General features: G+C 46.2%; 26 protein-coding genes. 2 read left to right on the top strand and 24 right to left on the bottom strand.

The genetic code is table 11. From position 1 onward, the window contains the following. Positions 1 to 94: 94 nt before the first annotated feature. The 12 genes from JJQ88_RS15075 to JJQ88_RS15130 all read right to left on the bottom strand — a co-directional run bounded on the left by JJQ88_RS15075 (position 95) and on the right by JJQ88_RS15130 (position 9,703). Positions 95 to 484 (bottom strand): diacylglycerol kinase family protein, encoded by a 390-nt coding sequence (locus JJQ88_RS15075; protein ID WP_210366878.1) that lies wholly within the window; start codon positions 482 to 484, stop codon positions 95 to 97. After that, entirely contained in the window at positions 468 to 938 is a 471-nt protein-coding gene (gene ybeY / locus JJQ88_RS15080; protein ID WP_210366879.1) for an rRNA maturation RNase YbeY, read from the bottom strand. Before ybeY ends, JJQ88_RS15075 begins: the two co-directional genes overlap by 17 nt. After that, the gene (locus JJQ88_RS15085; RefSeq protein ID WP_210366880.1) at positions 935 to 3,118 is read right to left on the bottom strand and encodes an HD family phosphohydrolase; all 2,184 of its coding nucleotides are present in this window, start codon (positions 3,116 to 3,118) and stop codon (positions 935 to 937) included. The genes ybeY and JJQ88_RS15085 overlap by 4 nt, the downstream gene beginning before the upstream one ends. 181 nt (positions 3,119 to 3,299) lie before the next feature. Then, positions 3,300 to 4,259 (bottom strand): PhoH family protein, encoded by a 960-nt coding sequence (locus JJQ88_RS15090; RefSeq protein ID WP_210366881.1) that lies wholly within the window; start codon positions 4,257 to 4,259, stop codon positions 3,300 to 3,302. 2 nt (positions 4,260 to 4,261) lie between these two features. After that, positions 4,262 to 5,449, bottom strand: a complete 1,188-nt coding sequence (gene yqfD / locus JJQ88_RS15095) for a sporulation protein YqfD (protein ID WP_210366882.1) — start codon at positions 5,447 to 5,449, stop codon at positions 4,262 to 4,264. A gap of 14 nt (positions 5,450 to 5,463) precedes the next feature. Continuing rightward, on the bottom strand, positions 5,464 to 5,748 hold the full coding sequence (gene yqfC / locus JJQ88_RS15100; RefSeq protein ID WP_210366883.1) for a sporulation protein YqfC: 285 nt from the start codon (positions 5,746 to 5,748) through the stop codon (positions 5,464 to 5,466). 73 nt (positions 5,749 to 5,821) lie between these two features. Further along, the gene (locus JJQ88_RS15105) at positions 5,822 to 6,298 is read right to left on the bottom strand and encodes a hypothetical protein (protein WP_210366884.1); all 477 of its coding nucleotides are present in this window, start codon (positions 6,296 to 6,298) and stop codon (positions 5,822 to 5,824) included. A gap of 33 nt (positions 6,299 to 6,331) precedes the next feature. Then, positions 6,332 to 7,330: a flotillin-like protein FloA gene (gene floA / locus JJQ88_RS15110; RefSeq protein ID WP_210366885.1), complete on the bottom strand. Its 999-nt coding sequence runs from the start codon at positions 7,328 to 7,330 to the stop codon at positions 6,332 to 6,334. Between the two features lie 25 nt (positions 7,331 to 7,355). Further along, positions 7,356 to 8,660 carry an NfeD family protein gene (locus JJQ88_RS15115; protein ID WP_210366957.1) on the bottom strand — a complete coding sequence of 435 codons (1,305 nt, stop codon included), beginning with the start codon at positions 8,658 to 8,660 and terminating at the stop codon, positions 7,356 to 7,358. 172 nt (positions 8,661 to 8,832) lie between these two features. Further along, the gene (locus JJQ88_RS15120; protein WP_210366886.1) at positions 8,833 to 9,279 is read right to left on the bottom strand and encodes a GatB/YqeY domain-containing protein; all 447 of its coding nucleotides are present in this window, start codon (positions 9,277 to 9,279) and stop codon (positions 8,833 to 8,835) included. A 16-nt stretch (positions 9,280 to 9,295) separates the two neighbouring features. After that, entirely contained in the window at positions 9,296 to 9,469 is a 174-nt protein-coding gene (gene rpsU, locus JJQ88_RS15125) for a 30S ribosomal protein S21 (RefSeq protein ID WP_015595024.1), read from the bottom strand. Positions 9,470 to 9,559: 90 nt separating this feature from the next. After that, entirely contained in the window at positions 9,560 to 9,703 is a 144-nt protein-coding gene (locus JJQ88_RS15130) for a hypothetical protein (RefSeq protein WP_210366887.1), read from the bottom strand. A gap of 44 nt (positions 9,704 to 9,747) precedes the next feature. Here JJQ88_RS15130 and JJQ88_RS15135 point away from each other — a divergent pair, with 44 nt between their 5' ends. Further along, positions 9,748 to 10,674 (top strand): Na/Pi symporter, encoded by a 927-nt coding sequence (locus tag JJQ88_RS15135; protein ID WP_210366888.1) that lies wholly within the window; start codon positions 9,748 to 9,750, stop codon positions 10,672 to 10,674. 229 nt (positions 10,675 to 10,903) lie between these two features. Here the strand turns inward: JJQ88_RS15135 and mtaB are convergent, their stop codons facing one another. The 12 genes from mtaB to gpr form a co-directional block, all read right to left on the bottom strand. After that, complete coding sequence (gene mtaB, locus JJQ88_RS15140; protein ID WP_210366889.1) at positions 10,904 to 12,256, bottom strand: tRNA (N(6)-L-threonylcarbamoyladenosine(37)-C(2))-methylthiotransferase MtaB; 1,353 nt, start codon at positions 12,254 to 12,256, stop codon at positions 10,904 to 10,906. 5 nt (positions 12,257 to 12,261) lie between these two features. Next, positions 12,262 to 13,011 carry a 16S rRNA (uracil(1498)-N(3))-methyltransferase gene (locus tag JJQ88_RS15145; RefSeq protein WP_210366958.1) on the bottom strand — a complete coding sequence of 250 codons (750 nt, stop codon included), beginning with the start codon at positions 13,009 to 13,011 and terminating at the stop codon, positions 12,262 to 12,264. A gap of 96 nt (positions 13,012 to 13,107) precedes the next feature. Continuing rightward, the gene (gene prmA, locus JJQ88_RS15150; RefSeq protein ID WP_210366890.1) at positions 13,108 to 14,046 is read right to left on the bottom strand and encodes a 50S ribosomal protein L11 methyltransferase; all 939 of its coding nucleotides are present in this window, start codon (positions 14,044 to 14,046) and stop codon (positions 13,108 to 13,110) included. A gap of 19 nt (positions 14,047 to 14,065) precedes the next feature. Beyond that, positions 14,066 to 15,187, bottom strand: a complete 1,122-nt coding sequence (dnaJ, locus tag JJQ88_RS15155; RefSeq protein WP_210366891.1) for a molecular chaperone DnaJ — start codon at positions 15,185 to 15,187, stop codon at positions 14,066 to 14,068. A 178-nt stretch (positions 15,188 to 15,365) separates the two neighbouring features. Continuing rightward, positions 15,366 to 17,204 carry a molecular chaperone DnaK gene (dnaK, locus tag JJQ88_RS15160; RefSeq protein ID WP_210366892.1) on the bottom strand — a complete coding sequence of 613 codons (1,839 nt, stop codon included), beginning with the start codon at positions 17,202 to 17,204 and terminating at the stop codon, positions 15,366 to 15,368. A 36-nt stretch (positions 17,205 to 17,240) separates the two neighbouring features. Next, positions 17,241 to 17,840: a nucleotide exchange factor GrpE gene (grpE, locus tag JJQ88_RS15165; RefSeq protein ID WP_210366893.1), complete on the bottom strand. Its 600-nt coding sequence runs from the start codon at positions 17,838 to 17,840 to the stop codon at positions 17,241 to 17,243. A gap of 161 nt (positions 17,841 to 18,001) precedes the next feature. Next, the gene (gene hrcA / locus JJQ88_RS15170) at positions 18,002 to 19,033 is read right to left on the bottom strand and encodes a heat-inducible transcriptional repressor HrcA (RefSeq protein ID WP_210366894.1); all 1,032 of its coding nucleotides are present in this window, start codon (positions 19,031 to 19,033) and stop codon (positions 18,002 to 18,004) included. Positions 19,034 to 19,109: 76 nt separating this feature from the next. Next, positions 19,110 to 20,249 carry a radical SAM family heme chaperone HemW gene (hemW, locus tag JJQ88_RS15175; RefSeq protein WP_210366895.1) on the bottom strand — a complete coding sequence of 380 codons (1,140 nt, stop codon included), beginning with the start codon at positions 20,247 to 20,249 and terminating at the stop codon, positions 19,110 to 19,112. 104 nt (positions 20,250 to 20,353) lie between these two features. Beyond that, complete coding sequence (gene lepA, locus JJQ88_RS15180; RefSeq protein WP_210366896.1) at positions 20,354 to 22,189, bottom strand: translation elongation factor 4; 1,836 nt, start codon at positions 22,187 to 22,189, stop codon at positions 20,354 to 20,356. Positions 22,190 to 22,523: 334 nt separating this feature from the next. Next, positions 22,524 to 22,853 (bottom strand): YqxA family protein, encoded by a 330-nt coding sequence (locus tag JJQ88_RS15185; protein ID WP_246861211.1) that lies wholly within the window; start codon positions 22,851 to 22,853, stop codon positions 22,524 to 22,526. A gap of 33 nt (positions 22,854 to 22,886) precedes the next feature. Further along, positions 22,887 to 24,092: a stage II sporulation protein P gene (gene spoIIP, locus JJQ88_RS15190; protein WP_210366898.1), complete on the bottom strand. Its 1,206-nt coding sequence runs from the start codon at positions 24,090 to 24,092 to the stop codon at positions 22,887 to 22,889. Between the two features lie 75 nt (positions 24,093 to 24,167). After that, positions 24,168 to 25,283 carry a GPR endopeptidase gene (gene gpr / locus JJQ88_RS15195; RefSeq protein ID WP_210366899.1) on the bottom strand — a complete coding sequence of 372 codons (1,116 nt, stop codon included), beginning with the start codon at positions 25,281 to 25,283 and terminating at the stop codon, positions 24,168 to 24,170. Between the two features lie 229 nt (positions 25,284 to 25,512). On the opposite strand from gpr, the gene rpsT reads away from it, so the two are divergent. After that, positions 25,513 to 25,773, top strand: a complete 261-nt coding sequence (gene rpsT, locus JJQ88_RS15200) for a 30S ribosomal protein S20 (RefSeq protein ID WP_210366900.1) — start codon at positions 25,513 to 25,515, stop codon at positions 25,771 to 25,773. Positions 25,774 to 25,805 lie beyond the last annotated feature (32 nt).

Consider the following 25,805-nt stretch of genomic DNA (forward strand, 5'->3'; position numbering starts at 1 on the left):
TCAACAGCCCCCATTCCAGCACAAACCAAAAAAACTGTAGACAAGCTCGATTCCATCGAGTTTGTCTACAGTCTGAGTTGCCTTGATAAGGCAACTAAAAGCCAAGGGCCACAATTATTCTTGGCAAAAAAATCAGCGCGCCGATGATGATGCTGATAATCGCATATATGAGTACTGCCCCGGCAGCAATGTCTTTCGCTTGTTTCGCCAGGGGATGGAATTCCTTTGTGTACATGTCCACAGTCCGTTCGAGGGCAGTATTCATAAGCTCCAGTCCCAGCATTCCCCCAATTGCCAGCAAAACGGCAATCCATTCAAAAACGGTGATGGAAAACCATAATCCAAAGAAGACGACAACAGTTGAAATCCCGAGATGGATCTGGAAATTCCTTTCCCCGGCTGCTGCTGCGGCGATTCCCTGGAAGGCGAATCTAAATGAAGCAGCAAGCCTGTGCTTCCTCTGTTCTTCAGCGCCCAAGACCATACCCCTCCAGGATATCTTTTTGTCTCGAGAACATTTTTTGTTCATCTTCTTCATTCATGTGATCATATCCCAGTAAGTGCAGGAAACCATGGACAGCCAGGAAACCAAGCTCCCTCATGAAGGAATGGTTGTACTCCTCTGCCTGCTCCCTTGACCTTGGTACAGAAATGATGATATCTCCCAGCACTCTTGGCATATCAGCACCAATCACTTCGATTTCCCCTGCGCCCATTTCCTCCATCGCGAATGAGATGACATCAGTAGCACGGTCCTTATCTCTGTATTGCCGATTGATTTCCTGGATTCTTTCATTCGATACGAAGGTGACGGAAAGTTCGCTGCCATCGTGGACACCTTCTAGTTCAGCTGCATAGCATAACAATTTTTCAATTTCATTAATTTGCTGCTCCGTTACCTCATTCACTTCATCGAGGAAATCGATTTCTAAATTCATGCTTGCTTCACCTTCTGTTTATTCATTTCTGGATATTCAATCCTGGAGTGGAAAATTCCTTTAAGTGTCTCGCATAGTGTTTCTGACACAGTATTCAGCTCTTTCAATGTAATATCGCATTCGCTTAGTTGGCCATCCTGAAGCCTGTCAGCGATGATTTTCTGCACAAGAGTTTCAATCTGTTCGTGAGTAGGGTGCGAGAGAGAACGTACTGCTGCCTCCACGCTGTCAGCTATTCCGACGACTGCAGACTCTTTCGTCTGCGGCTTTGGTCCTGGATAGCGGAAATCCTCTTCCTTGACTTCAAGGCCGCTTTGCTTCGCCTTGTAATAAAAGAATTTCAACAATGTGGTCCCATGATGCTGCTCCGCAATATCGATGATTTCCTTCGGCATCTTGTGTTTCTTCAGCATTTCAGCACCATCGGCAGCATGAGCGATAATGATATTTTTGCTCGTTAATGCCGGGAGCTTGTCATGCGGGTTTTCCATATTGATTTGATTCTCGATAAAAAATTGCGGACGCTTTGTTTTTCCAATGTCATGATAATAACATCCAACCCTTGCAAGTAAACCATTCGCTCCGATTGCCTCGCAGGCCGCCTCTGATAAGTTCGCTACCATGACACTATGATGGTAGGTGCCAGGCGCTTCCGTAAGGATTTTCCTGAGCAGCGGGTGGTTCGGATTCGAAAGTTCAATCATCCTCAAGGTTGAAAGGATGCCGAAACCAGCCTCGAAAAATGGCAGCAGACCGATTGTCAGCACTGCCGAGGATACCCCTGATAGGAACGCCACAAGTGTGAAAAAGCCATACTCCAATCCTGAATAATGGCTGTTCCTTAATAGCAGGATGGAGAAAATAACAATCAGGTTGACGACTGACACAAACAGTCCGGCCTGCAGGATTTTTGAACGTTGATTTTGTTTCTGTAGGAACATGATGCCCGCGAGTCCACTCGCAAGTATATAAATGCCCGTTGTTACGTTCAATGTTCCGGTTATATCTTCATTGAAAATGATTGTCCCGCAGATCGCAAGCACAGCGACCTGGAAGAGTGCCAGCCTCTCATCAATCAGAATCTTTATGAGCATCGCACCCATTGCTGCCGGGAAAAGATAGCCAATCTCCGAGTAATCAAGTTCCCCAAACAGGCTGAGCAGCTTCATGAGTAAAATCGATGAGATGAAAATAATGCTGAAAATCAGTAGATACTTTTGTTTTTTGACGTCGCTTTTCATATCATTAAAAATGTGATAAAGCGCAAACAAGACCAGGGACACCATCATGGCCAATCCAATGAATGGCCTGTATGAATTCTCGCTCTCAAGCAACCCGACAAGCTGAAGCTGCCTGTAAATGTCCCTGCTGATCAATTGACCTTCATCCACCAAGATCTGCCCTTCCAGAATCTTGACAGGCTCGACTCCATCACTCGCCTGTTGACGCAGTTCTTCTGTCGCCTGTGGATCATAAAATTCATTCTGAACGATAGCATACCGGCCCAATTCGATCACAGCAGGCCGTAAGCTGCTGTCCAGACTGGAATATTTCAATTCTTCTTCTACGCGTTTTTTCGCATTTTCCACTTCATCAGCAGGAATCCTGCTGCTCATGACGTTATTAATCGCTGTCACAGTGAGATCCTGGGCGATTGAAAGCTCTTCTGGCAGAGCTTCGAGAAGGGCGGTGAAAACCTGGTCAGAGAGATTCTTCGTTTCATTTTCAGTTAATTTCGTTTTCAATTTTTCCAGTCTCTCGTTAACTGGGATTTCCACTGGGACAGGCCTTGTTCCCCCATCACTGCCAGCAGCTTCTTTTTTCTTTTCTTCTATAGCTTTTTTTGCTTCATTATTCACTTCGGCAACGGAACCGAATATTGAGGTGATCAAATCTACCCGGTTTTGGGTATATTCCCTTTTGACAATATATACATCCTTGACTTGCTCAATCGCATCCCTGCGGCTATCTTCGGTACTTTCCTTATCCTCGATGGTCACCGGGGAACGGATGGTTTGTTCCGCGACTGAGAAAAGTGACAGGTCCAGCTTTTCGGGTTTGACATTACTGTACATTGCTGCGTACATGATAACGCCGATCAACGAAAATAGTAATACCCGGAACACTTTCATATTCAGCATGTTCAATATGGTGGATAACTGGACCTGTAGCTTTTCCATATAAAGCCCTCCAATTTTGGCATATGGCGCCAGTTGTGAATTCTTGGGAATAATATCTGACTTTATGTAAAATCATATCAGTTTTCGCCCGAACTTTCACTACCATTTCACAGTTGGAAGCAAGGCTTTGGACTGCGGAATATGAAAAGACCGCCCGGCGATGCCGAAAGCGGACGGGGCGTCATTCAAATTTGCTATAAGCTTCAATGATCCGGCCAACGAGGGGATGGCGGACAACATCAGCCTGCTCGAGGTGGACGAAGGAGATTCCCTTCACATCTTTTAAAATATCTTCGGCCACAACAAGGCCGGACTTCGCGCCTTTTGGCAAATCGACCTGTGATGTATCTCCCGTGATGACCATTTTTGATCCGAAACCAAGTCTCGTCAAAAACATTTTCATTTGAGCCTGTGTCGTGTTCTGAGCTTCATCAAGTATGACGAACGCATCATCAAGGGTTCTTCCCCTCATGTAGGCAAGTGGGGCAATTTCGATTGTTCCCCTTTCGATCAATCTCAATGTATGTTCAGTCCCTAAAATATCATGCAAAGCATCATAGAGTGGCCTGAGGTATGGGTCAACCTTCTCTTTCAGATCCCCTGGGAGGAACCCAAGGCTTTCTCCAGCTTCAACTGCCGGCCTTGTCAAAATGATTTTTGAGACAGTGCCATTTTTAAGAGCTGTTACGGCCATGACTACAGCGAGATACGTCTTTCCGGTTCCTGCTGGTCCGATGCCAAAAACAAGATCCCGGCTTTTGATCGCATTGATATAATGCCTCTGGCCAAGTGTCTTGACTCTTATTGACTTCCCTTTTACATTCTTCGTGATTTCCTCCTCGTACAAATCACGGAAGTATTCAAGCGTCCCCTTTTCCGACATCTGAATAGCATAAATCGCTTCCCTTTGGCTGATGCTGATTCCTTTTCGGATGACCGAGAGCAAATTCTCCAAGACAGCCTGAGCCTGCTTCACTTTCCCTTCAGGTCCAGATACCCTGACCGTTTCTCCCCGCGTCACGATCGAGACACCAAGCTCCTGCTCGACCAGCTTTAGAATCATATCGGCATTGCCGAACAGAGAAATCGCTTCGTTCGGGTCCGCTAATTGGATTTCCATCGTTTTCAAGTCTTCTGTCATTCTTAGTCTCCTTGGATAATTGGTTGGCCTTCTGCTATGTCTTCAATAATTGTAAAATGTGTGATTAATTTTACTTTATCATTCTCTATCGACTGATGTAAAATTTTTTCCCCTTTAATGATAGCATTTTCAGGAAGTCGGTTTTTTATATCTTTCCTTGCTATTTCTTTTGCGCTCTCAATCGCTTCTTCCCTCCTGTAGATCCTTGTCACCTTTTCACGCTCCCTGATCGTCTTCGTTTCGATCTTGACCGGCAGCTCCCATCTGAAGAATCTAACCGGCAGCTCATTCACTTCTGTTTCATACTCCTTGTAATCCGGTTTGCCGAACCCCCAGACAGGCAGCCCTTTTCCAGCAGCTTTTATCAAGTAATTACGCCTTTCGTTTCCGCTGAATACATGGAACGTAGTTTTCAGAGGCAGCTCAACCTCCGTTTTATACCATGTTTCACCCAGAATCTCACCGGTGGCGGGGACTTGCTTCATTTCCCCTTCTTTGCCGTACAGGCCAGAAACCAGCAGTTGTCCCGGGACCACATAATCATTCACCTTGACTGCAGCTTCACCTTTTTCGACGAAAATTTTTACGATTGCCGCTTTCCTCTTGGCAACCAAATGCCTTGGCGCAATAATTTCAGCTTTCTTTGGCTCATTTTTTTCTACGACCTGGAAATGGTAAGTTGTCCCTTTAAGCTCTACGCCAATCCAGGTTACAGCCTCAATCCGGTCCGTCAGCGTCCTTTGGATATTCTCCACATGATCAATCGTGAATTGTAGCTTTGCCGTTCGGATTCCCATCTTGTCCAATTCTTTTCGGATTTGATGCTCGGTTGCCGGGCTCGCTCCTTTTATTTCTATTCCCCAAACCATGTTGGACAGAAGCATGATCACGATAAAAAATATGCCTGCGCCAACAAGGAGTCCGCTGTTTGTCCATAATTTCCTTAAAAAGAAAGGGCCGCCCGCCCTTTCCAGAAAACGTATTTTGCAGCCGCTGTTCCTTACCGGAAGCCTGATGTTTTTCACATGGCCCAAGCTAATATTGAAGGTGACCATTTCTTGCCCATTCCTCCTTACATCCCATATCGCTATGCCCTCCCGGATCAGCTGATTGAGGAGCCTTTCGATTCCTTTTCCAGTCACTTGGACCTTTACCTCTCCAGAAAACCTAACGAACCATTTATTTTTCATTCGTCTCCCCCCGCTCAGTCATTTATATAGATCACCTGGTCGATTTTCCCTTCCAGCAGGATTTCTTCTGGCAAAATCGTCTTGATGACGAACGCTTTCCCTTTTACCAGGAGCTGTCCCTGTTCAATTAGGAGCCGGAGTTCCCTTTCGGAAAACGAAAGCAACCCCCGGTGGTTTTCAATGTATATATGAACTTGACCGATCATCGTGATTCTAGGGAGATCCATCATGACATCTGGAGGAAGATCCATCTTTTGCGTGATCCAATTCCGTATTGACTGGCCCCATTTTTTCGCCATAAAAAAAAGAACCCCCTTTCATCTCATATGTATGAGAAAAAAGAAGGTTCTAGCACCTTTTTTCGTTGTCTTCCTAATTTCTGGAGGGCGGATGATAGGGCCGTTTCGCCCTTGGCGGCCCAAGAACCTCAGACCAGACCAGCCCTTCTATGAGCTTATCGCCGTCTGGCTGGAAATCGAACGATGAACCTTGGTTCCTATCGGGCTGCTTCGTTTCCTGAATCCGGTTCCGTTCGCCCAACCTGCCCTTTTCTTTTCTCCTCGACTCGTCAGGCTGTTGGTCTGCCTGTCTTTTCCTCTCCAAATACACCTTCTGGATATCATTTAGAGTGCCCGGCGGTTCCACTGCTTCCGTTGTCCGCTGTTGTTGCGGCACTCGCCGGCTTGCTTGCGGATTTCCCATATCAACGGTTTCCCTGGCAGGACGTGCAGGCCGCGGCCTCTGCTGATCCTCGGCATTCCCCTTCGCTTTGTTATAAAGACTGGAAAAGAAGCCAATCAAAATGAAAAGGACAATTGGATTGGTGATTAAATCAAACAATGCTTCCATGCTGAGCCCCCTTTCTGTTATCGGGTTCTCTCATCAATTGGATCCGCTATCATTTTTTTTGCTATTTGACATCTTGCCGATGGAGCCTCTCATATCAGTATCAGCCGAAATGTTCTGGATATTCATGTAATCCATGACGCCGATATTGCCATCACGCAGCGCTTCCGCCATCGCAAGCGGTACTGTTGCTTCGGCTTCGACAACCTTGGCCCTCATTTCCTGGACACGCGCTTTCATTTCCTGCTCCTGGGCTACTGCCATTGCCCGGCGCTCTTCTGCTTTAGCCTGGGCAATCTTCTTATCAGCTTCAGCCTGTTCGGTTTGAAGCTCTGCGCCAATATTTTTACCGATATCCACATCCGCAATATCGATTGATAATATTTCGAATGCTGTTCCAGCGTCCAGCCCTTTTGACAAAACTGTCTGCGAAATCATATCTGGATTCTCAAGCACCTTTTTATGGTCATCGGAAGACCCGATTGTTGAAACAATCCCCTCACCTACACGGGCAACGATGGTTTCTTCACCAGCTCCACCGACAAGCCTGTCAATGTTGGCGCGCACTGTGATCCTCGCCTTGGCCTTGACCTCGATCCCGTCCATAGCAACACCGGCAATGAATGGAGTTTCGATTACCTTAGGATTGACACTCATCTGGACGGCCTCTAGCACATCACGTCCAGCAAGGTCGATCGCAGCTGCTCTTTCGAATGAAAGTTCAATATTGGCCCGGTGTGCAGCAATAAGGGCATTGACGACTCTGTCGACATTACCTCCCGCAAGATAATGGCTTTCAAGCTGGTTTGTCGTAACATTCAGTCCTGCCTTATGGGCTTTGATCATCGGATTGATGACCCTGCTAGGAATGACTCTCCTCAACCTCATCCCAACCAGTGTGAAAATGCTGACACGGACACCCGCTGCAAGCGCCGAGATCCAGAGCATCACAGGCACGAATGTCAGCAACACTCCCAATAAGATCACCCCAAGTACAACGGCGATCAATATAAATGCTGTTCCTGCTTCTATCATTCATTTTTCCTCCTCAATGTTTATGTTAATGACTTGAAACATCTCTGACCACGATTCTTGACCCTTCAGTCTTTACAACCCTTACTTTGGTGTCTTTTGGAATGAATCCTCCCTCGCTGACGGCATCAATCCTCTCATCTTCAATCAGGATCGTACCTGACGGCCGTAGAGGTGTTAAGGTCACTCCCTCGACACCAATCAGTTCGAGCCGATTCTTATTTGAAACATACCCCTTCTCAGTGCTAGTTGAATCAGTCAGTATAATCCGTTTGAAAAATTTCATCCTTTTACCAAACACCTTTATCATCAAAATGGAAAACAGTACAGAGGCAGCAAAGGCAATCAGGAGGGAAATCCCCATATGCATTACATCATCCGTCGCAAGGAAGAAACTTGTTATGATTGCGCCAAAACCTATAATGCCGGCTATTCCGCCCGGGACGAAAAATTCCAGGAGGATCAGGCCTATTCCAAGGACAAAAAGAATGATCGTTTCGAAACCAGCCAGGCCGGCAACAAGATGGCCGTAAAAGAATAATAAAAGTGCCGTAAGTCCTGCGAATCCTGGTAATCCGAAGCCAGGTGAGTAAAGCTCAATGATAAGCCCCAGACTGCCAATCGTCAGCAAAATCGGGATGACTACCGGATTTGTTAAGAACCTTGCCACTTTCTCGGCGAATGTCTCATTGACATTCCTGACTTCCGCGTCTTCATAACCGAGTTTTTCCAACAGACCATCCATATTTTTCACAGTTCCTTCGGAATAACCGACATCAAGTGCCTGATCCGCTGTCAGTGTCAGCAATTTTCCTTTCCCGGCGCCCAATTCAGGCAGATCTATGCTCTCGTCCGCCATTGCCTGGGCATAAATGGGATCACGTCCGCTTTCGACTGCCGCAGCCTTCATCGCTGCATTCCAATAAGATTCAGCTTTTTTTCCTGCTGTGTTCCCCTGTTGGTCGATGATTGCCGCTGCTCCCATCGTTGACCCGGGTACCATATAAATTTCATCCGTGTTCAAAGAAATGTAGGCACCTGCGGATAATGCTTCTTTATTCACAAATGCAACCGTTTTTATTTTTGTCCCTGTCAGAAGCTTGCCGATTCCCCCAGCTGCATCCACTGCCCCCCCAGGAGTATGAATATCAAAAATAATCGCATCCGCATCTGCTTCCTCTGCTTCCTTGACAGCCCTTTCAAGAAAAGCAAGCAAACCCTTTTCAACGGTTTCGGTAACCGGTACAACATATACGATTTTTTCCTTCGCTTCCGCGCCGAATGGATTGAACAGGCCGGCGAACGATAAAACAATGATCAGGCTGGCGATCATGGGTTTTATCTTCAAATTGACACCCCCTTTTTAATTGTAATGCCATATCCCTAATACGACTATTCTCCCAAAAGGTTTCAATTACTTTCTACAAATTTTCGGAAATCGGAAATATGTATCGGTCTCTTATTACTGAAAAGGCCACAGGAAAATCCTGTGGCCTTTGAGCTTTTTATGAAAGGTGTTGTTGTACGAGTTTATTAACGAGAGATCCGTCTGCTTTACCTTTAACTTTAGGCATGATGACAGCCATTACTCTACCCATATCGGCTTTTGATGCCGCACCTGTCTCTGCGATTGATTCTTTGACGATTTCCGCCACTTCTTCTTCGCTAAGCTGCTCCGGCATATATGCCTCGACATGTTCTAATTCAATTCTTACCTTTTCAACAAGGTCTTCCCGACCTGCTTTTTCAAATTCCTGGAGGGAATCTTTGCGTTGTTTCACTTCACGAGAAAGTACAGTTAACTCTTCTTCTTCGGAAAGCTCCTGCTTGCCTAATTTGATTGCCTCATTCTGCAAAGAAGCTTTGATCATCCGAATCGTAGTGAGTCTGTCCTTTTCTTTGTTCTTCATCGCTTGTTTCATATCATTATTTAAACGCTCGAGCAGACTCAATTGATTCCACCCTCTCTTAGAACTTACGTTTTCTAGCAGCTTCAGACTTTTTCTTGCGCTTTACACTAGGTTTTTCGTAGAATTCGCGCTTTCTAGCTTCTTGAATAGTACCTGATTTAGAAACAGTACGTTTGAAGCGTCGAAGAGCATCTTCAAGCGATTCGTTTTTACGAACGACAGTTTTAGACATTCTCTTTCCCTCCCTCCGAGCACAACACACTAACACCAAAACACATGGAAACCATGTACCTTGCAATTATAATATAACACCGTGATGAGGTCAACTGTAATTAGCCCTTGTTTTTAATTGCCCATTTCGGTGGCTGACAGCCTTTGGATGGATGGTTTCAAGCAACTCTTTTATTGGATTACGCTTCTTCTCAAGGGGGAATGGCATTCTTTCACGGGCAAAATTTTCAAGCATGTCCAGCCGCTCTCTTCATACATATAAGTGAGAGGGTGAGGATCATGGTTTATACGCTATTATTTCTATTATTTATTGCGATATTCATAGGCGGAATGACCTTGTTGAGGAAAGGGCTTTTCCACCTTTCTGCCAACAGGATGCAGAAATGGCTGTCTGTAATGACTGATTCACCCTTCAGGGGATTGTTGGCGGGCATGGCGGTCACAGCTCTTTTGCATAGCAGTTCAGCGGTAATGGTACTGACGATCGGGCTGATTTCCGCCGGGATGCTGTCCTTTTCCAGGTCCATTGGCATCATTCTCGGATCGAATATCGGTACTACCTTCACGCTTGAAATCATCACCTTTGACATTGATGCTTTCATCGTGCCCCTGGCTGTTCTTGGGGCAATACTAATGGTTTGCCAAAAAGGATCCTGGCGCAGCATCGGCATGGTAACCTTCGGCATTGCCGCTGTTTTCGCAGCAATGCGGGGGTTTACTTTTCTCGCTGAGCCTGTAACCAGCATTGCACAGGTAGAGCGCACCATTGCCAATTTGAATAACAGCCTTTTCCAAAGCATAGCAGCTGGTACGATTCTGACGGCAGCAATCCAGTCGAGCACGGCCATGACTGGCATTATCATGGGTTTCCTGACAGAAGGTACCTTATATATGGGATCGGCTGTCGCAATGATGCTCGGCGCGAACATAGGAACCTGCATAACGGCAGTGCTTGCATCATACGGGGGAGGAAGGGAATCGAAGCTGACCGCATATGCCCACGTATGGTTGAACATTGCTGGCGCAGCTGTTTTCTATCCATTCATCGACCAAATCGCTGCGCTTGCTCCGTATACTGCAGCCCGTCCCGAAGTGCAGCTTGCTCACGTAAGTGTCGTTTACAATGTCATTTCTTCATTGCTTGTCTTGCCCTTCGCGGAACAGTTTGGCAGGTTGATCGAGTTCGTCCATGGAAGGTGCAGGTAACTCTAAGGAGGTCTGTTGAAAGTATTCGTCCAGTTGCCTTGACCATTTATCCGCTTCACCAAAGCTTGGATATTTGCAAAACCGTTTTGTATACGTGAAAGGCTTAAAAAGTGGCTGCCGGAGGAACTGTTTGCCTTTTCAAATGAACGGATGCCGCTCAAATACAATTTTGAATTTTCTAACCCTATAAAAAAAGAGCTGGCTCCATCGCCAGCTCTTTCCAATTTGTTTAAATTACCGCTTTTTCTTCCGGCTTCTCCTCTTCAAGGACACGGACAAACTGTCCTTGATTGTATGGATAGCCAGCTTTTACGATTTTTACCTTGACAATCTTGCCGACCATCGCTTCGGTTGCAGGGAATACAACCTTCAGGTAGTTATCGGTATAACCGACAAACAAACCGCTTTCTGGAGCTTCTTTATAAACTTCTTCGGGAATCACTTCAAGCACTTCGTTTTCAAACTGTGAAGAATATTCCTTGGCAAGCTGGTCTGAGAGTTCAATGAGTCTGTGAACACGTTCGTTTTTGACTTCTTCATCAACCTGGTCTTCCATTCTTGCGGCAGGTGTTCCTGTACGCTTGGAATATGGGAATACATGAAGCTCGGAAAACTGGTGTTTTTTAATGAAGTTGTATGTTTCCATGAATTCTTCTTCGGTTTCCCCGGGGAAACCGACAATGATGTCAGACGTGACAGCGAGTCCCGGCAATGCCTCTTTCAAGCGATCCAGCCGCTCTCCAAAAAACTCCATTGTATATTTTCGGCGCATCCTCTTCAATACTGTGTCGGAGCCCGACTGGAGCGGGATATGCAAATGGCGGACAACGATATTCGAATTGTCGATCACTTCAATAACTTCATCTGTAATCTGGCTTGCTTCGATTGAGGAAATGCGCAGACGTTTCAAGCCTTTGACATTAGCCTGCAAATCCCTTAGCAATGCGGCAAGATTATAATCTTTCATATCTTCGCCGTATCCTCCTGTATGGATGCCAGTCAGGACGATTTCTTTGTAGCCGGCATCGACAAGCTGCTGTGCCTGACGGATGACTTCCTGAGGGTCCCTTGACCTCATAAGGCCGCGGGCCCATGGGATGATACAGAATGTACAGAAATTGTTGCAGCCTTCCTGGATTTTCAGTGATGCTCTTGTCCGATCAGTGAATGCAGGAACATCCAGTTCTTCATACACACGATTCTTCATGATGTTCCTTACTGCATTGATCGGCTGACGCTCTTTTTTGTACTGTGCGATGTAATCGAGCATCTTGACGCGATCCTGTGTTCCGACGACAATATCCACTCCGGGAATGGCCATGATTTCAGCAGGGGATGTCTGGGCATAGCATCCCGTTACACAAATAACCGCGTCCGGATTTTTCCTTACTGCCCGGCGGATGACCTGGCGGCTTTTCTTGTCTCCCGTGTTCGTCACTGTACATGTATTGATAATATAGACATCCGAGATGGATTCAAAATCCACTCTCTCATACCCCTGTTCCTTGAATAACTGCCAAATGGCTTCCGTTTCGTAATGGTTCACCTTGCAACCCAATGTATGGAACGCAACTGTAGGCATTTTTTTCACCTCAATAATTCAAAATGATAGGAGACAGCTGACAGAGCATATAAGGGAGCTGTTTCCGTCCGTAAGATACGCGGGCCAAGGCCGCATGGTTTAAAGCTGTTTTCCTTGAGCAGGGCTACTTCCTGCGATGTCAGGCCGCCTTCAGGTCCAAAAACAATCAGGATCGTTTCGCCTGGCTTTGTTTCTGCAAGCGTGGAAGAGAGAACAGAAGTTTCCCCTTCCCTGGCCTCTTCTTCATAGGCAATCAGCTTATGGTCATATTTGCTGCCCTTCTTGATCAATTCCTTGATGCTGACAAGATTCGACACATCCGGAATCTTCCGTCGGTGGGACTGTTCTGCTGCTTCCTTAGCAATCTTCTGCAAGCGTTCAATCTTCTTTACAGCTTTTTTGCCGTCCCATTTGACGACTGAGCGGGTTGCAGTGAAGGGGATAAATTCATAGGCACCAAGTTCTGTTCCCTTTTGGATAATCCACTCAAGTTTATCCCCTTTGGGCAGACCGCTCGCTACTACTACAAGGACCGGCAGCTCAGAGGTCCTTTCCTCCCATTTTACAACGTTTGCCACCACCGTTTCATCGGTAATTTCTTCAATTTGGCAAATCGCACTCCTGTTTTCAGGTGTCACACAGATGATTTCATCGCCAGCCTTCATTCTCATCACCCGTGCAATGTGATGGCGGTCATCACCGCTGATCCGGAATTGGTCGTCAGCCAATCGCCCTTCAACAAAATAACGTTGCACGACAGCACCTGCTTTCAAATTCTTTCGGTTGACAAAAAAGATAACTGCCAGAGAAAAGACAGAAAAAAGGGGCATATCCTCTCCCCTTCTTCCTCCCTACTTCTTCTTTGCAATGATTGCTACCCAGTCTTCCATTGCCATGATTTCCTCAATATCAAAACCGGCCGAAGCCAACGCATCCTTGACGATTTCCTTTTTCTGCTGAATAATGCCTGAGGCGATAAAATAACCACCATTTTTAACAACCTTTCCTGCATCATCCGCGAACCTGAGAATCACTTCAGCCAGGATGTTCGCAACGACGACATCGGCTCCTTCATTAACGCCATCCAAAAGGTTGTTCTGGGAAACGGAAGCCACATTCTGTACCTTGTTCAGCTTAATATTAAGGTTTGCAGCTTTGACGGCCACTTCATCCAGGTCCAGTGCCTCCACTTTTGCCGCTCCAAGCTTTGCTGCGGCAATGCTCAAAACACCTGAGCCTGTGCCGACATCAACCACCCGGTCTCCCTGCTTGACGGTCCGTTCAAGTGCCTGGATGCACATGACTGTTGTCGGATGTGTTCCAGTACCGAAAGCCATTCCAGGATCAAGCTCAATGATGAGTTCATCCGTGTGGACTGGAGTATATTCCTCCCATGTCGGAACAATCGTAAACTTTTCCGATATCTTGACCGGATTGTAATATTTTTTCCAGGCGGTTGCCCACTCTTCCTCATTCACTTCACTGATCGTAACTTTATTTTTCCCGATATCAATATCATAGATAATCAGATTGTTGATTGCTTCTTTTATCTCGTCCACTGTTTCGCCAAGGAAACTGTTGACAGGAAGATACGCTTTTATGATGACACCTTCTTCAGGGTAATCGTCTGGATTGAGTTGGTATATTTCTCCGAACTGGTCCTCTCTTTCCTTCACAAGCTCAACCGGATCTTCAATCACTACTCCACTAGCACCTGCTTCATGCAGGATATTGGAAATTGGCTCGACGGCCTCGTTCGTTGTCAAAATGCTGAGTTCAGACCATTTCATTCATACCAGCTCCAATCCTTTATTCACCCTTAAAGGCACGTTTAACTTTTGAAAAAAAACTTTCTTCATGCTCTCCAAGCGGCATTTGTCCACTTGCATCCGCAAAGTCCCTCAGCAGCTGCTTCTGCTTTTCCGATAGCTTTGTAGGGGTCACGATCCTGACAAGGACATGCTGGTCCCCTGTTCCATATCCACGGACATTCGGAACTCCTTTTCCTTTCAGCCTGAACTTTGTCCCTGTTTGCGTGCCTGCTGGAACCTTAAGCTTCACCTTCCCGTGCAGGGTTGGCACTTCTACTTCATCTCCCAGCGCGGCTTGAACGAAGGTGACTGGCATCTCACAGTATATATCATCGCCATCCCGTTCGAAAAACTCATGCTGCCTGATGTGGAAGACAATATATAAATCACCAGGAGGCCCGCCATTTATACCCGCTTCCCCTTTGCCTGCGACCCTCAGCTGCTGGCCATCGTCGACACCTGCAGGAATCTTGACATGGATTTTGTTGCGGCGAGTGACTTTACCTGTACCAGAACATGTTGGACATTTCTCTTTGATTTCCTTACCAGTACCGTTGCAGTAGTGGCAGACCCGGCGATTGACTATCCGGCCAAACGGGGTATTTTGCTCAATATTCAGCTGGCCGCTGCCGTGACAGTGTTTACACGTATCCACCTTCGTGCCAGGCTTAGCGCCGGAACCGTCACAGGTTGAGCAAGTTTCTTCACGGGGTATTTCAATGTCCGTTTCCTTTCCGAAAACGGCTTCTTCGAACTTGAGTGTCATCGTGTATTGGAGATCTGCTCCCTGCCTGGGCGCATTTGGGTCACGGCGTCTGCCTCCTCCGCCAAAGAAGGAATTGAAAATATCTTCAAATCCGCCAAAACCCCCGCCAAAATCCGCGCCGCCAAAGCCCTGGTTCGGATCGACGTGGCCGAACTGGTCATATTGGGCGCGTTTTTGTTCATCACTCAGTACTTCATATGCTTCTTTTACTTCTTTGAACTTTTCGTCTGCTCCCGGCTCTTTGTTGATGTCCGGATGGAATTTTTTTGAAAGCTTGCGGTAAGCCTTCTTTATTTCATCCTTGGAAGCCGTCTTGCTGACTCCCAGGACTTCATAGTAATCCCGTTTGCTCATGATTACCACTCCCGAATCTTTTCACATAAAGATAATTCTAACACTCTCGTACATTCATATGCAATATTTAAAACATGTGCCATACGGTTTTCCACAATGCTTTCCACATCATTTATTTCAAACAAAAAGCCAAAGCCAAGTAAGACCTGACTTTGACTTTTTTGGATCTTATGACGGATTATTTTTTATCGTCGTCATTCACTTCTTCAAATTCTGCATCGACTACATTGTCATCCTTAGGAGCACCGTCTTGTCCGGCGGTTCCCTGCTGAGCCTGCGCCTGCTTAGCGGCCTCTTCATACAGCTTGACGCTGAGGTTCTGGACGATTTCCTGCAACGCATCCTTCTTGGTGCGGATTTCTTCGATGTCATCCTTTTCAATTGCAGCCTTCAGATCATCCTTTGCTGCATTTGCTTTCTTGACTTCTTCTTCATCCACTTTGCCTTCAAGGTCTTTCAAGGTCTTTTCAGCCGTGAAGACGAGCTGGTCTGCTTCATTGCGCAGTTCAACTTCCTCTTTGCGTTTCTTGTCTGCTTCCGCATTTTCTTCAGCCTCTTTTACCATGCGATCGATTTCATCATCAGACAGACCGGTAGATGACTTGATTGTGATCTGCTGCTCTTTGTTTGTTCCGAGATCTTTCGCACGGACATTGACAATCCCGTTCTTATCGATATCAAAGGTGACTTCGATTTGCGGAATGCCACGTGGGGCAGGCGGAATATCTGTCAACTGGAAGCGGCCAAGCGTCTTGTTATCAGCGGCCATTGGGCGCTCACCCTGCAGGACATGGATGTCGACCGCTGTCTGGTTATCAGCTGCAGTTGAGAAAACTTGCGACTTTGAAGTCGGGATGGTTGTGTTACGCTCGATTAATTTCGTGAAGACGCCCCCCATTGTTTCAATACCTAATGAAAGCGGAGTGACGTCAAGCAAGACAACATCCTTCACATCCCCTGAAATGACGCCGCCCTGGATTGCTGCACCCATTGCGACTACTTCATCCGGGTTCACACCTTTATGAGGTTCTTTCCCAGTTTCCTTCCTGATTGCTTCCTGTACAGCCGGGATGCGTGTAGAGCCGCCGACCAGGATGACTTTGTCAATCTCCGATGGAGACAGGCCGGAATCTCTCAGTGCCTGGCGGGTTGGCCCCATCGTACGCTCAACAAGTCCTGCAGAAAGCTCTTCGAATTTCGCGCGGGTCATACTCACTTCAAGGTGAAGCGGACCGGCTTCCCCGGCAGTGATGAACGGAAGGGAAATCTGTGTAGACGTTACACCAGAAAGATCCTTCTTCGCTTTTTCAGCAGCATCCTTCAAACGTTGAAGTGCCATTTTATCCTTTGAGAGGTCGATGCCGTTTTCTTTCTTGAACTGCTCAACGAGATAATCTATGATGACCTGGTCAAAATCATCCCCTCCAAGGCGATTGTCACCAGCAGTAGCCTTAACTTCGAAAACACCATCGCCAAGTTCAAGGATGGAAACGTCAAACGTTCCGCCGCCAAGGTCATATACGAGGATTGTCTGGTCTTCCTCCGCCTTCTCAAGGCCATACGCAAGCGCAGCTGCAGTCGGCTCGTTGATGATCCGCTCAACTTCAAGGCCAGCAATCTTGCCAGCGTCTTTTGTAGCCTGGCGTTCGGCGTCATTGAAGTAGGCTGGAACAGTGATGACTGCCTTTGTTACAGGCTCGCCAAGATAGTCCTCTGCGTAAGACTTCATATATTGAAGGATGATCGCTGACAATTCCTGTGGTGAATATTCCTTGCCTTCAATTTCCTCTTTATATTCAGTTCCCATGTGGCGTTTGATTGAAATGATCGTGTTCGGATTTGTGATTGCCTGGCGTTTAGCTACCTCTCCAACCTGACGCTCGCCATTTTTGAAAGCAATGACGGATGGAGTCGTCCTGTTTCCCTCTGGATTTGGGATAACCTTGGGTTCGCCGCCTTCAAGCACGGAAACGCAAGAGTTTGTTGTACCTAGGTCGATACCGATGATTTTGCTCATAATCAATTACCTCCTGACTATTTTATGTAATCCCATTTATTGGTTCACTTTTACCATTGATGGCCGAATTACGCGGTCCTTCAGCAAATATCCCTTTTGGAATTCTTCAACAACGATGTTTGGACCGAAATTTTCATTTTCTGCCTGCATGACTGCCTGATGGAGATGCGGGTCGAATTCTTTGCCAACAGCTTCAATCAATTCGACGCCTTCATTTTTCAGCGCCTCCAACAGACTGCGGTACACCATTTCCATCCCCTGCAACAGGGACTTTGCCTGTTCATTGTCTACTTCCATCTTCAACGCCCGCTCAAAATTATCGAGGGCCGGAAGCAAATCTGTAACGAGGCTTTGTGCTCTATATTTAGCGCTCGCTTCAAGGTCGATCCTTGACCTGCGGCGGAAGTTATCAAAGTCGGCCTGAAGACGGAGATAACGGTTTTCGGCTTCCACAAGCTTCCCTTCAAGCACAGCAATTTTCTCCTGTGCCTGATCCTGTTCAGCTCCAGCAGCATCCGTTTGGTCAGAAGCTTCAACTTCTACAGGCGCCTCTTCTTCAGCGAATACCTCTTCAACCTCTTCTTCCATCTGGCTTTTCTGTTTCAATTCTTGCTCAGTGTTTTTCTCTTCTGTCATATTCATTCACCTCCCTCAAAGCAGCATGCAGGCGTCTTCCTGCACAATCTTCCTTATTGATTGTTTCTATACTATACGCCCTTTATCGCCCGGAAGCATTCCGGAAGCACAAAGATACGGGATGGAACAGGATGTTCCACCCTTAAACAATATTTCCATGCCTATTTACTTTGATACAGTTTTGTCAGCACCTTTGATAAATCGCTGCTGATCAGCTGAAGCAAGCTGATGACCCTTGAATATTCCATTCTTGTGGGACCAAGGACAGCAATCGATCCAATCTTTTCTTCGTCCATTTGATAGGTTGCTGTGATCAGGCTGCAATTCTCCATAGCTAAATTATCGTTCTCCGTTCCGATTTTTATATTGATGCCAGCAGGGTTTTTCCTGATCAGCTCATAAATGCGATCCTCTTCTTCAATCATGTTCATCAGGCTGCGAATTTTTTCAACATCATTGAATTCAGGCTGACTGAGGATATTCGTCTTGCCTCCAAAAAACACTTTTTCATGTGCCGGCATGTTCAAAATGTTGGAGATGGCATGTAAAACCAGATCATAGCTGCTTATATGCTGGCGCAGTAAAACTGCGATTTCCTTATAGATCTTGGAATTCAAATTGGTCAGGGGAACCCCCGAAAGGCGTTCATTCAGGATGTTGACCAATTTTTCGACATCGGACGGGGAAACACTCGCCGGAAAATGGAACATCCGGTCTTCCACATGTCCGGTGTCCGTCACGATAATCGCAATCGCTGTTTCCTTGTTTAACGGGACAATTTGCAGCCTCTTCAATTTATTGTCACTTACGGCAGGGCCCAGGACGATCGAAGTGTAATTCGTCATTTCTGAAAGGATCTTGGCCGACTTCTGGACGATCTTTTCCAGTTCATATATCCTTTCGGCGAAAATGGACTTGACGGCTGCTAAATCAGAGCTGTTCAGCTTTTGCGGCAGGAGGAGATTGTCGACATAATAGCGATACCCTTTTTCTGATGGAATCCTGCCCGATGAAGTATGGGTTTTTTCAATGTATCCCATTTCTTCAAGGTCTGCCATCTCATTCCTGATTGTTGCCGAACTGAACGTGATTCCATTCTTTTTCGCCAAACTTCGGGAACCAATCGGCTGTGCAGAACGAATAAAGTCATCAACAATCACCTGAAGTATAAGCACCTGACGATCTGTTAACAACATCATCACCTCTGTTAGCACTCTATTACAACGAGTGCTAATTCTATTAATAAATTATCAATAAACTTGGGCGATGTCAATGATTTGATACCCCAAGAAATGATTGAAAAACTTCATTTCCGAGCAAGCGCCCATTCTGGGTTAAAAAGATTCTTTCACTATTAGCTTCTAGCAGGCCTCTGGCTGAAAAATCTCCAATTTGTTCAGCGAAAAGAAGCCGGGGATCGATCTTGAATTTTTCCTCGAATTGTCGAATCCCGACGCCTTCTGTCTTTCTTAAACCGAGGAACATTTCTTCCTCCATTTTTTCAGCCTTCGTCACCTCGTGGGATTCGATGATCGGAAGTTTACTCTTTTCCAGGGAATCCATATACTTTTTCAGCGGACCGTAATTCGATTGCCTGCAGCCATTGACATAAGCATGGGCCCCTGCTCCGAACCCATAGTATTCTTCATTGTTCCAATATTTGAGGTTATGCCTGCTTTCATATCCCGGGACTGCGAAATTGCTGATTTCATATTGGCGCAATCCATGGCGCTCCATCTCATCCATGAGCACCTCATACATCTCCGCCTCAGCATCTTCTCCAGGCAGCGGCAGCTTCCCTTTCTTCATTAAGTTATAGAACACGGTTTTCGGTTCAATGATCAGGGAATATGCAGAGTAATGGACGAGGCCCAAGCTTATGGCAGTTCGGATCGATTCGATGAAATCCTGCTTCGTTTGGCCGGGCAGGCTGTAAATCAAATCGATGCTAATGTTTTCATATCCAACAGCCTTCGCGGCTTCTATGGAAGCAAAGACATCCTTGGCACGATGAGAGCGGCCAATTTTCTCTAGCAGCTGATCATTGAATGTCTGAACTCCAAAGCTCAGTCGATTCACACCGGCCGCCTTCAAAATCGCAAGCTTTTCCTTTGTCAGGTCGCCTGGGTTTGCTTCAAATGTGTACTCGGTATTCCCGTCAGTCTTTAAATGGTTCCCAATGGCCGTCACCAATGTTTCTAGCTGCTGTTCATTCAGGGCAGTCGGTGTCCCCCCGCCCACAAAGATTGTCTCCATCTTTTCTTGGCTGCCTTTTACAATCAGGGCCATTTCCTTCTCTAGCGCCTGTAAATATTGGTTCACTGGCTGCCCTTTTAAAAAAAACTTGTTAAAATCGCAATAATGGCAAATATGGTGGCAAAAAGGGATATGGATATAAGCCGCCTTCATTCTCGATCACTTCCTATGTCAATCTTGATTCTTTGATAACAGCGGATGGAAAAGAGGCCGGAAACACTTGTCCTTCACAAGCACATCCGGCCTCCCACGTTATATTATTTCTTTGAATTGGAGTCGTCCATTTTCAGGACCGCCATGAAGGCTTCCTGTGGAACTTCCACGGAACCAACCTGCTTCATGCGCTTTTTACCTTCTTTTTGTTTTTCAAGCAGCTTCCGCTTTCGCGAAATATCCCCGCCATAGCATTTTGCGAGCACGTTCTTGCGCATTGCCTTGATCGTCGAGCGTGCGACAATCTTCTGGCCGATGGCTGCCTGTATCGGCACCTCGAATTGCTGGCGCGGGATCAGGTCCTTCAATTTTTCGACAATGAGTTTCCCGCGTTCGTATGAAAAATCCTTGTGGACAATGAAGCTCAGCGCATCCACTTTTTCGGCGTTCAGCAAAATATCCATTTTGACAAGCTTTGATGGTTTATAGCCGATTAATTCATAGTCAAAGGACGCATATCCTTTTGTGCTGGATTTTAGCTGATCGAAAAAGTCATAGACGATTTCGGATAATGGTATTTCGTAAACAATGCTGACTCGTGTTTCATCCATGTACTGCATATCTATGAAAATGCCGCGTTTTTCCTGGCAAAGCTCCATGATTGCGCCGACATAATCATTTGGTGCCATCATTGTTGCTTTTACATATGGTTCTTCGACACGCTCGATTTTCTGCGGATCAGGCATATTGGAAGGATTGTCCACCTTCAATTCAGTCCCGTCAGTCAAGATGACATCGTAGATAACACTCGGCGCAGTGGTGATCAGGTCAATCTTGAATTCCCGCTCGATGCGCTCCTGGATGATTTCCATATGGAGAAGGCCAAGGAATCCGCAACGGAAACCAAACCCAAGCGCCTGGGATGTTTCCGGCTCGAACTGAAGCGCTGAATCGTTCAGCTCCAGCTTCTCAAGAGCTTCACGCAAATCATTGAATTTAGCTGAATCGATCGGGTACAATCCGCAGTACACCATCGGATTCAGACGGCGGTACCCAGGAAGCGGTTCAGCTGCGCCATTTTTGGCGTTCGTGATTGTATCACCGACACGTGTATCGCCGACATTTTTGATCGCCGCAGTCAGAAATCCTACGTCTCCTACAGACAGTTCTTCAACTGGAGTCGCTTTCGGCATGAAAACCCCGACCTCTGTGACTTCGAATTCCTTTCCTGTCGCCATCATTTTGATTTTATCGCCGGCCTTGACCGTTCCATCGACGACTCGGATATACGCTATTACACCCCGATACGCATCATAGATGGAGTCGAAGATCAGTGCTTTTAGCGGTGCATCGGGGTCGCCTTCCGGTGCAGGGACCTTCTCGACAATCTGTTCAAGGATGTCCTCGATTCCGATTCCGGCTTTTGCGGATGCAAGAACCGCATCCGATGCATCGAGGCCAATCACTTCTTCTATTTCATTTCTGACCCGTTCAGGATCTGCGCTTGGCAAATCAATTTTATTGATAACCGGAACGATTTCAAGGTCATTATCAATCGCAAGGTACACATTCGCCAGTGTTTGCGCTTCTATCCCTTGAGCAGCATCCACCACTAGGACCGCACCCTCACAGGCAGCAAGACTGCGCGAGACCTCATACGTGAAATCGACGTGTCCAGGAGTGTCTATCAAATGGAAGGTATAGATTTCTCCGTCCTTAGCTTGGTATTTCAATCGAACCGAATTCAGCTTTATGGTAATCCCTCGTTCACGCTCCAGATCCATGGAGTCCAAAAGCTGGTCTTTCATTTCGCGCGCCGTCAGCGCATTTGTTTTTTCAAGGATCCGGTCAGCCAGCGTTGACTTCCCATGATCAATATGGGCGATGATTGAAAAGTTCCTGATTTTCTTTTGTCTTTTAAGTCTTTCTTCTCTGTTCATTGCTTTCACTCCTACTATTCTCGCGCGTGTAGACTATTTTTGATTATATCAGCAGGAATATCAAGATTCAATGAAAAATGACAGCCAGCAGGCTATGCGGGAAGAAGGGGAAGCCATTTGCGGAAATCTTCGTTTAACTGTAATAGCCCGGAGCAATTGCTCTAATTTTCTTCAGCTGGCTCATGAACCAAGCTGCTTGAAGCTTCCGTCTCCAGCTGGATACTCAAAGGAGTCGAACCATGGATGAAAACTGGCTGGACGCTTGAGCTGGACAGTAATCGAAGTGAATTCCATCATTCTTGATCAATGAAAAAAGCGGGATGAACCCGCTTTTTTATTCCTCGTTGTTTTTGGCAAACAGATTGATTGCTTTTTCAACAGCATTCGAGATACCTTCAGCCAGATTCTTTCCTAGAGAAGAAAAAAAGTTGTAGGCTTTCATTTCCTCTAATTTTTTTCTTTTTTGTTCGAGGTCGTGGCTGGATACATCACTGCCGAGGATAGAGCTTTTGAAGTTTCCATCTCCATCTTCCTTGACCTTAAAAGCGCTCTTGAAACCGGGATCATCATATCCCTTCATTTTATGGAGACCGTCATTCGCCTGCTGCATCCCGAACAGAACTGAAACAAACATCAAGGAGGCGAGCACTATACTTTTTAGCATGAACATTTTCAATCCTGATCACCCTGGAGAGTATTATTGCTTGTCCGGAGGCTGCTGGGCTGGGGCCCCTACTTTTTCTGCCTGCCAGTAGAATTCACTGAATACATCTGCTAGCGCATCAGCGGAACGTTTCAATTCTTCAAAGGTATTATCGACACCGCCAAACTCGATCAACAAGGCGTTCTGCGATAAATCCTGATTGAATTTCCCGTTTGTCGCCGCGCCCTTTTTCTCTACAATACCCCTGCTTAACCCCTTCCCGTATTTTTTATCAAGAAGATTGTGCAGTTGCCGGGCAAGTGCAAGGTTTCTTTCGTGGTTCGCATTTTCCCCGCCAATCACGAAGGCGATTTTTGCATAAGGCTTTCCATTGATTTGAATCGTTGTCTTGTCTTTGCGGTAGCCATCACGGTGAATATCGATAAAATATTGCAGGTCTCTGTCTCCTGTCATCGCTGCCTGTACGACTGGCCTTGATTCCTGGTATGCTCTTCCGAAACCGAGACCCTTTTTGTTCAAATTGGCCATCACATCGGTCTTGTCAACCTTTGTCCCTATCCCCCGTCTTTCCAAGCTTTCCTTGAGGTGATCGCCGACCCTTGTGACGTTCACCTGGGAATGGTAAGCTTTATCAGGGTCTGTAACTCCTTTTAAATAAGGAAGATATGATTCACGTGTGTGGGTGAAGTAAATATAAACTATTTTCCTGCCATCGGTCGTCAACTGGGGGACAGAGGCATCGTTTGATGGCTTGGATGAAAGTCCCTCTGTATTCTGCAAGGCCGCTTCCTTGCCAGCTTTCAACACCTCTGGCGGAGGGGACGACTCCATTGGCATATTGGTGTAATTGGTTCCTTCCCCGGCAACAAGAATGTTGCTGTCGAATATTGAAAATCCCGGCAATTCACGTCTAATCAAGCTTCTTGGATCATCCAGATTGATATTGGTCGACAGATTGAACATCATTTTGGATAGCTTTGGTTTTTCCTGGCTTTCAGGAAGCGACTGAAGAAAATGGTGATTTTCCCATCCTATTAGGCTGTACAGAAGCTGGCCATTCAGATTCGTCGCCGCCTGATTGACTGAATCAGAGGCAATTCTCAACTCAGGCCGAAGAGAAGTCATGATTCCACTGACTGAAAATATGCCAATGAGAAAAAAAACGAAGGCTAGTGCGGCTTTTACCAATTGTGTCCCTTGGACGGCGACAATCATTCCATGTCGTTTACTAGGTCTCATTGTTCCACCTCTCTGTGCAAGTCTAGTAAATGTTATGACTTTACTAGAGAAAATAGAACAAATATTGTTTATCAGTCAGTGTGTGTACAGCCCGGCGTTGTCTTTGTCGATGTTCGTATGCAAAGCGGCGTTGAGGCCGCTTGCAATCAAATTGGCCATGTCTTCAATAAAAACATCCACTTCTTTTGGGGTGACCATAAGATTATGTCCCAATGGTGAGAGGACCTCATAAATCAGCTTCCGCTTTTCATTTTCCTCTAGGGTGCCGATCATTCCGAGGAATGTTTTGCGCTGCTCTGCTCCTGGCATATCTTCTTCTGTCAGCTTTTTTCTTTTCCCAAAGGTCATCCCGGCAGGAACGAGTGCTTTTGAAGGCTGGCTGCCTTCCTTCATTTCCTTTCCAAAATGTTTCAGGATGAAATCGATTGTATCGCTTGTGATGGAAACAGCGTCGACGACCGTCGGTACACCGATGGCAAAGACCGGGATGCCCAGCGTTTCCTTACTAAGTTCCTTTCTTTTGTTGCCTACACCGGAACCTGGATGGATGCCGGTATTAGAGATCTGGATTGTTGAATTCACCCTCTCGATTGACCTTGAAGCCAGGGCATCGATCGCGATGACGAAATCCGGCTTCGTTTTCTCGACGACCCCAAAAATGATATCCGATGTCTCGATACCTGTCAGCCCCATTACGCCTGGTGCCAGGGCACTAACCGGACGATAGCCTTCCTCTACATATTCCGGCTGTAATTCGAAAAGGTGCCTGGTGACAAGCATGTTCTCACAAACGAGCGGACCTAATGCATCTGGCGTGACGTTCCAATTCCCAAGGCCAACCACCAGGCAGGTAGCATCCTTTTTAATCCCCTCCTGGGAGATAAAGTCAGCAAATTCAGAAGCAAATACTTTCTGGACCTTTCCTTGAAGCTCGGTATCCTGCTGTCTGATCCCGATCATCTCGATGGTCAGGTACTTTCCCTGCTTTTTGCCGATATTCTTTTCTCCTTCGGCAGTCACCTCAACCAGGGAAAGTTTTATATCATTCACTTCTCTTTCTTTTATGATGACGCCATCAATCTGCGAAACATCTTTTTGGTCATGGACCAGCCCTTCCAGCACCATTTCCCTTGCTTCGACAGCCAGGTCAGTCCTAACCGAATACAGGCTTAAGTCTGGTGATTCATTCATAATTCCCATTCCTCCAGGTGCAATTTGACTGCTAAAACAGCATACTATTTCCTATCTTTTCCTTCTTCTGCAAAAATAATTCACATTATGCCTTCGGGAAAAAATTACGGAGAGTATTGCATTATTAACACCTGTTTGATAAAATATCATTTGTTCTTAATAAATAAGAAGCGTACTGGAAATGTCGAGTTCCATAAAATTCTCGATGCTTTTTTAGGAGGTGAACGGAATGCCAAACATTAAATCTGCCATCAAACGTGTGAAAACGAATGAAGCAAGCAAAGCACAAAATATTACTGTGAAATCTTCTATGCGCACAGCAGTTAAAAAAGCTGAAGCAGCAATCGTGAACAACGATGAGAACGCGAAAGCATCTTACGCTGAAGCAGTCAGCAAGCTTGATAAAGCTGCAGGGAAAGGTCTTATCCACAAAAACGCAGCTTCCCGCAAGAAAGCCCGTTTAATGAAAAAATTAAACGCTAACGGCTAATTTAAATTATCGATAAAAAAACGACCGTAGCG

It is taken from the genome of Bacillus sp. REN3 (genome assembly GCF_017912555.1).
Taxonomy (GTDB): Bacteria; Bacillota; Bacilli; order Bacillales; family Cytobacillaceae; genus Mesobacillus.

Bases quoted from the DNA above. Each gene is read 5' to 3' on its own strand.
- JJQ88_RS15075 (WP_210366878.1), bottom strand. From the start codon at position 484: ATGGTCTTGGGCGCTGAAGAACAGAGGAAGCACAGGCTTGCTGCTTCA.
- ybeY (WP_210366879.1), bottom strand. From the start codon at position 938: ATGAATTTAGAAATCGATTTCCTCGATGAAGTGAATGAGGTAACGGAG.
- JJQ88_RS15085 (WP_210366880.1), bottom strand. From the start codon at position 3,118: ATGGAAAAGCTACAGGTCCAGTTATCCACCATATTGAACATGCTGAAT.
- JJQ88_RS15090 (WP_210366881.1), bottom strand. From the start codon at position 4,259: ATGACAGAAGACTTGAAAACGATGGAAATCCAATTAGCGGACCCGAAC.
- yqfD (WP_210366882.1), bottom strand. From the start codon at position 5,449: ATGAAAAATAAATGGTTCGTTAGGTTTTCTGGAGAGGTAAAGGTCCAA.
- yqfC (WP_210366883.1), bottom strand. From the start codon at position 5,748: ATGGCGAAAAAATGGGGCCAGTCAATACGGAATTGGATCACGCAAAAG.
- JJQ88_RS15105 (WP_210366884.1), bottom strand. From the start codon at position 6,298: ATGGAAGCATTGTTTGATTTAATCACCAATCCAATTGTCCTTTTCATT.
- floA (WP_210366885.1), bottom strand. From the start codon at position 7,330: ATGATAGAAGCAGGAACAGCATTTATATTGATCGCCGTTGTACTTGGG.
- JJQ88_RS15115 (WP_210366957.1), bottom strand. From the start codon at position 8,660: ATGATCGCCAGCCTGATCATTGTTTTATCGTTCGCCGGCCTGTTCAAT.
- rpsU (WP_015595024.1), bottom strand. From the start codon at position 9,469: ATGTCTAAAACTGTCGTTCGTAAAAACGAATCGCTTGAAGATGCTCTT.
- JJQ88_RS15130 (WP_210366887.1), bottom strand. From the start codon at position 9,703: ATGCTTGAAAATTTTGCCCGTGAAAGAATGCCATTCCCCCTTGAGAAG.
- JJQ88_RS15135 (WP_210366888.1), top strand. From the start codon at position 9,748: ATGGTTTATACGCTATTATTTCTATTATTTATTGCGATATTCATAGGC.
- mtaB (WP_210366889.1), bottom strand. From the start codon at position 12,256: ATGCCTACAGTTGCGTTCCATACATTGGGTTGCAAGGTGAACCATTAC.
- prmA (WP_210366890.1), bottom strand. From the start codon at position 14,046: ATGAAATGGTCTGAACTCAGCATTTTGACAACGAACGAGGCCGTCGAG.
- dnaJ (WP_210366891.1), bottom strand. From the start codon at position 15,187: ATGAGCAAACGGGATTACTATGAAGTCCTGGGAGTCAGCAAGACGGCT.
- dnaK (WP_210366892.1), bottom strand. From the start codon at position 17,204: ATGAGCAAAATCATCGGTATCGACCTAGGTACAACAAACTCTTGCGTT.
- grpE (WP_210366893.1), bottom strand. From the start codon at position 17,840: ATGACAGAAGAGAAAAACACTGAGCAAGAATTGAAACAGAAAAGCCAG.
- hemW (WP_210366895.1), bottom strand. From the start codon at position 20,249: ATGAAGGCGGCTTATATCCATATCCCTTTTTGCCACCATATTTGCCAT.
- lepA (WP_210366896.1), bottom strand. From the start codon at position 22,189: ATGAACAGAGAAGAAAGACTTAAAAGACAAAAGAAAATCAGGAACTTT.
- JJQ88_RS15185 (WP_246861211.1), bottom strand. From the start codon at position 22,853: ATGCTAAAAAGTATAGTGCTCGCCTCCTTGATGTTTGTTTCAGTTCTG.
- spoIIP (WP_210366898.1), bottom strand. From the start codon at position 24,092: ATGAGACCTAGTAAACGACATGGAATGATTGTCGCCGTCCAAGGGACA.
- gpr (WP_210366899.1), bottom strand. From the start codon at position 25,283: ATGAATGAATCACCAGACTTAAGCCTGTATTCGGTTAGGACTGACCTG.
- rpsT (WP_210366900.1), top strand. From the start codon at position 25,513: ATGCCAAACATTAAATCTGCCATCAAACGTGTGAAAACGAATGAAGCA.